Source organism: Alteromonas sp. KS69, assembly GCF_003989595.1.
GTDB lineage: Bacteria > Pseudomonadota > Gammaproteobacteria > Enterobacterales > Alteromonadaceae > Alteromonas > Alteromonas naphthalenivorans.
Genome location: NZ_PYHU01000065.1, coordinates 1 through 5,878, shown reverse-complemented (window position 1 = coordinate 5,878; position 5,878 = coordinate 1). Strand labels below are relative to the sequence as shown.

The following is a 5,878-nucleotide window of genomic DNA, read 5'->3' as shown; positions in this document are numbered from 1 at the left end:
GGGGATTACCGGACGGACACTTTTTAGCCGCTTAATGCGGCATTATACATACTAAAGTTAGAGTTACAGGATGCTGATCACTTTTCAACCTAATCAAGAAGAATACAAAGAATTTACCAAGTTTGCGTTGAGACGAGCTTCTGGAATTAAAAGTAAAAAGAAGTCCTTTTTGACAAACTTCATCATTTGGTTCTTGGTTGCAATTGTATTCATGTTTGTATTTCAGGCTTTGAGTAAAAAGAATTTCAACTTCGATATGCCCACAGCAATCGTTGTTTTATTGCCACTTTTAGTTGGTGCCGGTATTTATTTTTATGAAATGTCAAAGCTCCAAAAAAATACGTTACCAAAAGTAGATGGTTTTCTACTTACCGAGAGTACTCTTGAAATTAAAGAAGATGGAATTCACGCATCAAATAAATATGCTAAATCATTTTTTAAATGGGAAGCCATTGAATCAGTGAGCCAGAACGGTAATGTCCATTACTTGTTTTTGGATAATGTGTACGCGATTATCGTTCCAAATTCAGCCTTCGCAAACGCGAACGAAGCAGATGAATTCAGTGGATTGATTGAGAAGTATGTATAACAAACACATTATGTACATTCGCTGTGCTCATTGGGACACATACTCGCTGGCTCTGCTCATTCTTCGCAAGTATAGCCAGCAAGTCTGTGCCCCATATGTGAAGCGTTATGTGTAAGGTGATTAATTGAAGATTTTGGGTTTTATATTACTAATAGTTGGCGCTATTTCAGGAATTTTTTATAATGTTTTTTCTCTATATAGTTTATATAAATTTATCGCCACTAGTAATCATGAGTTCTTAATGGGAGTTGCATTTCCTCTAATTATTTCTACACCATCTTGGTTCTTTGCAAGTATAGGCGCCTATATGGTTAGGAATAAACTTAATGTAGCCCTTAACAATATGATTTACATTCTATTTTTAGCATCTACTTTATCATTGCTATACTTCTTTATTTTTGGGTAAAGTGATATTTTTTTGTTTACTCATAACAAGAAAATTAAGCGGGACACATAACAGTTTGCAGCGTTCCGCTTCGCTTCACCATTTTAGCAAACTATTATTTAGCCCCTTATTTGGGCGTTATATATCACGATGAATATCGAGAAAATTAGTAGAGTAGAACTATCTGAAGATAATAAATTAAAGGTCTTTCTAGTAAGTCACGGAAGGACTGAATACCAATACATTTATCGCGAGGCCGCTGGTGTGCATTGGTATCATGAAGAAGGTTGCTTTTCATCTACCGAAATTAAGGAATGGACTGCTAAAAAGTGGTTCAAGCATATCTTGGATATTGCTAGGAAAATTGGGGTTCAAATAGAATTAGGTTCGAATACTCAGTGGGTAAACATTAAACAGGCTGACATTTTGAATTCGGAGTGTAAGTGAAATATAACAAACCAATCAAGCTCGCTCACTGCGTTCACTGGGACAGTTACTCGCCCGCGCTATCGCTATTTTCGCGGGCAAGCAACTGCCCCTTATTGGGGCGTTAGGTGCTTCTCGGATATTGAATGCTCATTAATCCTTTAGTTGAATTCGAAAATAGTTATTTGGACTACATCAAGGAATTGGGTAGCGAAGAACGCTATCCCTATCCAATGGATTTAGATTGTTCAAACTTTCCTGCTTTCGTTCAGTTGTTAAGCAATTATTCAAAGGGTATCAACTTACCCAATCATATGGTGCCTAATACCACTTTCTGGCTCATCGAAAATCAAGAAATCGTTGGCTGCTCCCATTTACGCCACACACTAAACGACTCATTAAAACATGCTGGCGGACATATAGGTTTAGGTATCAGGCCCAGTTATCGAGGCAAGGGCGTTGGAAAACGCCTGCTATCTCAAACCATCGAACAGGCAAATAAAATAGATATTACAGCGGTGCATATTCACTGCTACAAAAGTAATATTGCTTCTGCAAAGCTTATAGAATCCTCTGGTGCAACACTAGATTCAACTGTAGATTTAGAGGATGGCTCGGAAAAGGTGCTTAGGTTTATTTATGACCACACCTAACAAAAAAATAAAGTCACTCACTTCGTTCGCTGGGACGCATACACGTGGGCTGCTTCGCATTATAGCCCACATGTCTGCGCCCCTTATTTAAAAGTTATGTGAATCGTGGGTTTCTACATGAGTGAGAAGTTTTCAAAGATAGAACATTACGTTATCGCTAGCGACACTGGTGCACGCGATGGTATTGGTGTCGAAATATATGCTGGTAAAAATATGGTCATGGAAATCTTCCGGGACGACACGAAAAAGAGACGAGAAGTTACTCTTTACCAAGATGAGCTAGATTTAGAACTAGTCGAACAAGCAATAGCTCTCTTCAAAAAAGAGATACCGGAGGACTTTCAAGATTAAATCAACAAATTCACATAACAACCCAATAAACTCACTCACTTCGTTCGCTGGGACGCATACACGCAGGGCGGCTTCGCCATTATGCCCCACGTGCCTGCGCCCGTTATTGGAAAGTTAGTTTGCTCGGACACACTCGCGGAGATTCGCATTGAATAGACTTCTTATTTTTTTGTTTTTCCTTAGTGTAGGTTTACCTGTTCAATCGAAATGTCTTTTAGGGCCTGAATTCATAGATAGCGCTATTTCGTTTGAGAAAAGCTTGAGCTCTATGAAGTCTTACGTTGTTCACTCTGGCAATTCTAATGTCCCGTCATTTTCTGGCCGGGTTACAAGTTTCCCAATAACAAGTAATTTTACGGCGTTGCGATTGGAGCCAGAGGATTTGGATAAAAATGCTTTTATTTTTGCTATAGACTTGCCCAATGAAAGCTTTTACGTGTATTACACGAACGGGGTTTCAGAGCCTTCTCCGAACTTTATTAAAGGTAAAGTATCTCCTGAAAATTGCTCTATCAACTTCGAAATAAGTAATACAGAGGAGCTTTTGGTCAAGGTTCATGCGGAAGGTGAACTGGAAATTATTTCACAGAGTCGTGCTGACTCAAGTCAGGCTTTTACTTTAAGCCAACAGTTTGTGTTTAGCTCGAATGAGTACGCAAACTAACAAACGCATTAACACTCGCTGCGCTCGCTAGGGACAAAAACACGTAGGCTCCCTTCGCTTCGCTCGGTATTATAGCCTACGTATTTTTGCCCGTTATGCGGGCGTTATACGCTCTAGAGAAAATAATGCCATTTCCTGTTGACGAAAAATTTATATCAAAAGCAGAATTTGAGTTAGAAATTAAGTTTCCACTTTGCTTCTGTGAAAGAATGAAGCTGTCGAATGGCGGAAGTGTCGAAGTGGGTAAAGATGTTTTTAATCTTATGCCTTTTTATGACACTTCAGATAAAAAGAGAATTAAGAGAACCTGTAACAGTATTGTCCACGAAACAAAATCTGCGCGGGAGAACTACGGCTTTCCAAAAGACTTAGTTATCATCGGAGAAAATGGTGGTGGCGATTTTCTAGTGTTTAAAATTAATGAAACCCAGGAGGTCTCCAATACCGTTTATTGGTGGGATCACGAAACCGAAGAACTTGTATTTGCAGCAAAAAGCTTCGAGGTTTTAGATGCACGCGTATAACAAAGCGCTTAACACGTTCCCTTCGGTCACTGGGACAGTAACGCAGCGGCGCTTCGCGATTATGCCGCTACGTCACTGCCCGTTAGCTTAGCGTTAGCTGCTAAAGGAAGTCATGAGCATAATATCAATTGGTGGGCAGGCTGGTGGCCCAAAAGATGGTGGCATCGGTAGAATTAAAGTAGATCTATACAAGGCTCTACGTGATAGCTGTTCTACAACCTACTGTGAGGCTGTTGATGAGTATTCACCAGTCCTACGAGTTGATGGCTCAATTCAGAAGTTTGGTGATGAAGAGATAACTAGACTCCGTTTTGCTAAAAAGCAGCGTTATATCACCGCTGATATCCAAATCCCTGAAGCTGTTTGGTCAGGTAAAACTAAAAATGAGCTAAGAGACTACATCGCACAAAAAGTAAGGGAGTCCATCGTACTTTTTGTTGCACGCTTGAAAAAGGATAAAATTGAAGTAGATGAAGATTCTTTATTTAGGGATATTGATGTAGGAATTAGCCAATTTACTAGCATTAGTTACGAGGGCGGCAGCTAACAAGTCAAAGCACGCGGACTTGGAAAAGCTGTCACCTTTTTTGTTCCAAAAAAGTCGCCAACTTCACCAAGCCGGTGTTTGAGGCGTTATAACTACTGAAACATCAAATGAAAAAGTTAGGATCTGTAGCTCTTATACTGCTTATTGTTTTGGCATTGTTTATTAAGACAATTAGCACGTTCACTCTTTGCGGTGGTACGCTACTTCAAAATTGGATCGGTGTTGGTGCTTGCTCTAACAGCCAGAATCAATTCATTGGTTTTGGCAATTTCAGAATGGAAGGCGAAGACTTGGCTGGTGTAGTATTTTTGTTTGTTGCTCTTGTAGTTATAGGCCTTACCTACAAATTGGTAGTAAGCAAACGTGGAAAGTAGTTATAACAAACAAATTAAGTCGCCTGCTGGCGCAGGCTGGGACGCAGTTACGCGGGGCGGCTTCGCCATTATGCCCCACGCAACTGTGCCGCTTAGTTTAAAGTTATAGCCTTCAGGGAAAGAATGGAATTTATTGAACTGAACCAAATTCTTAATACCGATACTGATATAGAGCTTTCGGTTAAAAATTCTGATTGGTCAAAAGTAATCCGCTCAATTACTGCTTCGACAGGGTGGCTCAACAAAAGTGAATTCAATTCCCTTTTTTCGCCATACCTCAACCAACAAGTTTTTGCCTTCGAAACATTTGAGCGTGTGTCAAAAAAAACAGGTATAAAAAAGCGCATTAACTCAAATTTTTCTCTAACTTGGGATAACTTTGACACGTTTCGAAAGAGTACAGATATTTTGTTTTTGTACTTAGTATCCAGTAAGTTAAATTGGGTGTTTTATGCCAACAGAGATCAGTGGGAATTTTCGGCGCGGCCATATCAAGCCAATCAACTCACTCACTGCGTTCGCTGGGACGCAAACACGCGGGGCGGCTGCGCCATTATGCCCCACATGTCTGCGCCCGTTATTGGAAAGTTATGTGCCAAGAGGATAATATGGAATACAGTCCTTTATTAGAAATTCAAGAACAGACCTTGGTCATCACTCAGTCCACTTTATCCGAGTTAAAAAGTTTTAAGGGTAGCGAGTTGTTTGCTGAACTGCCCGGAAGTGTTCCAAACGAAAAACAGCTATTAACTAAAATGTTAGACTCAATTTTAGACACTCTCATTAATGGCCTTTTGCAAAATCCATCAAAGCTTTGGGTCATGGAAACGTTCTTGCCAGAATTAGAAATCATGAAAATGCAAGACACTGAAGCGAAAGAAAACTTTGGAGACCATTTAGAGATAATTATGGATATCCTAAATATAGAAAGCTCAGATGGCTTACTGAGTTACTACTTGTAAGGATGTATTGGGTGGCACATAACAAAAAAATTAAGTCACTCACTTCGTTCGCTGGGACGCATACATGCGGGGCGGCTTCGCCATTATGCCCCACATGCCTGCGCCCCTTATTTAAAAGCGTTAGAAGGCGTCAGCCTAAACTGCGTTTGGCTGTATAAAAATATCAATTCAACCGCCCTCACCTGTTGTTCCCAACATCGCTCTGGCTTTAGGTGCTTTTAACTTCGCCGCTTTAAATTCAAAGGTCGCGCAATAGGCGCTTTATCGCCAAATTCTTATTTTACTCGGTAAGCGCCATTGCGTTTGCTAGTTCAAATGGCGGCTTGCTTCAGTCAGATCAGCAACATCACTGCGCTGGCATTTTGCTTGTTTGCTTTAACAATCAATCGTATGCTGGCTTTAT

At 40.3% G+C, this 5,878-nt stretch carries 10 protein-coding genes; all 10 read left to right on the top strand.

Annotation, left to right across the window (positions count from 1 at the left end):
* Positions 1-70: 70 nt before the first annotated feature.
* The 10 genes from C7Y69_RS21200 to C7Y69_RS21160 all read left to right on the top strand — a co-directional run bounded on the left by C7Y69_RS21200 (position 71) and on the right by C7Y69_RS21160 (position 5,475).
* Positions 71-589, top strand: coding sequence for a YcxB family protein (locus C7Y69_RS21200; RefSeq protein ID WP_126874085.1), 519 nt, complete (start codon positions 71-73; stop codon positions 587-589).
* 535 nt (positions 590-1,124) lie between these two features.
* Positions 1,125-1,421 carry a hypothetical protein gene (locus C7Y69_RS21195; RefSeq protein WP_126874084.1) on the top strand — a complete coding sequence of 99 codons (297 nt, stop codon included), beginning with the start codon at positions 1,125-1,127 and terminating at the stop codon, positions 1,419-1,421.
* A 125-nt stretch (positions 1,422-1,546) separates the two neighbouring features.
* The gene (locus C7Y69_RS21190; RefSeq protein WP_126874083.1) at positions 1,547-2,053 is read left to right on the top strand and encodes a GNAT family N-acetyltransferase; all 507 of its coding nucleotides are present in this window, start codon (positions 1,547-1,549) and stop codon (positions 2,051-2,053) included.
* A gap of 117 nt (positions 2,054-2,170) precedes the next feature.
* On the top strand, positions 2,171-2,404 hold the full coding sequence (locus tag C7Y69_RS21185) for a hypothetical protein (protein WP_126874082.1): 234 nt from the start codon (positions 2,171-2,173) through the stop codon (positions 2,402-2,404).
* A 148-nt stretch (positions 2,405-2,552) separates the two neighbouring features.
* Positions 2,553-3,068 (top strand): hypothetical protein, encoded by a 516-nt coding sequence (locus C7Y69_RS21180; RefSeq protein ID WP_126874081.1) that lies wholly within the window; start codon positions 2,553-2,555, stop codon positions 3,066-3,068.
* A 125-nt stretch (positions 3,069-3,193) separates the two neighbouring features.
* Positions 3,194-3,592: an SMI1/KNR4 family protein gene (locus C7Y69_RS21175; RefSeq protein ID WP_126874080.1), complete on the top strand. Its 399-nt coding sequence runs from the start codon at positions 3,194-3,196 to the stop codon at positions 3,590-3,592.
* Positions 3,593-3,704: 112 nt separating this feature from the next.
* Positions 3,705-4,139, top strand: coding sequence for a hypothetical protein (locus C7Y69_RS21170; RefSeq protein ID WP_126874079.1), 435 nt, complete (start codon positions 3,705-3,707; stop codon positions 4,137-4,139).
* A 107-nt stretch (positions 4,140-4,246) separates the two neighbouring features.
* The gene (locus tag C7Y69_RS21165; protein WP_126874078.1) at positions 4,247-4,513 is read left to right on the top strand and encodes a hypothetical protein; all 267 of its coding nucleotides are present in this window, start codon (positions 4,247-4,249) and stop codon (positions 4,511-4,513) included.
* Positions 4,514-4,636: 123 nt separating this feature from the next.
* Positions 4,637-5,143 (top strand): hypothetical protein, encoded by a 507-nt coding sequence (locus C7Y69_RS21680; RefSeq protein WP_185864214.1) that lies wholly within the window; start codon positions 4,637-4,639, stop codon positions 5,141-5,143.
* Positions 5,122-5,475 (top strand): DUF4844 domain-containing protein, encoded by a 354-nt coding sequence (locus C7Y69_RS21160; protein ID WP_244361163.1) that lies wholly within the window; start codon positions 5,122-5,124, stop codon positions 5,473-5,475. Before C7Y69_RS21680 ends, C7Y69_RS21160 begins: the two co-directional genes overlap by 22 nt.
* Positions 5,476-5,878: the final 403 nt, after the last annotated feature.

Bases quoted from the DNA above. Each gene is read 5' to 3' on its own strand.
- C7Y69_RS21170 (WP_126874079.1), top strand. From the start codon at position 3,705: ATGAGCATAATATCAATTGGTGGGCAGGCTGGTGGCCCAAAAGATGGT.
- C7Y69_RS21165 (WP_126874078.1), top strand. From the start codon at position 4,247: ATGAAAAAGTTAGGATCTGTAGCTCTTATACTGCTTATTGTTTTGGCA.
- C7Y69_RS21200 (WP_126874085.1), top strand. From the start codon at position 71: ATGCTGATCACTTTTCAACCTAATCAAGAAGAATACAAAGAATTTACC.
- C7Y69_RS21185 (WP_126874082.1), top strand. From the start codon at position 2,171: ATGAGTGAGAAGTTTTCAAAGATAGAACATTACGTTATCGCTAGCGAC.
- C7Y69_RS21160 (WP_244361163.1), top strand. From the start codon at position 5,122: ATGGAATACAGTCCTTTATTAGAAATTCAAGAACAGACCTTGGTCATC.
- C7Y69_RS21190 (WP_126874083.1), top strand. From the start codon at position 1,547: ATGCTCATTAATCCTTTAGTTGAATTCGAAAATAGTTATTTGGACTAC.
- C7Y69_RS21680 (WP_185864214.1), top strand. From the start codon at position 4,637: ATGGAATTTATTGAACTGAACCAAATTCTTAATACCGATACTGATATA.
- C7Y69_RS21195 (WP_126874084.1), top strand. From the start codon at position 1,125: ATGAATATCGAGAAAATTAGTAGAGTAGAACTATCTGAAGATAATAAA.
- C7Y69_RS21175 (WP_126874080.1), top strand. From the start codon at position 3,194: ATGCCATTTCCTGTTGACGAAAAATTTATATCAAAAGCAGAATTTGAG.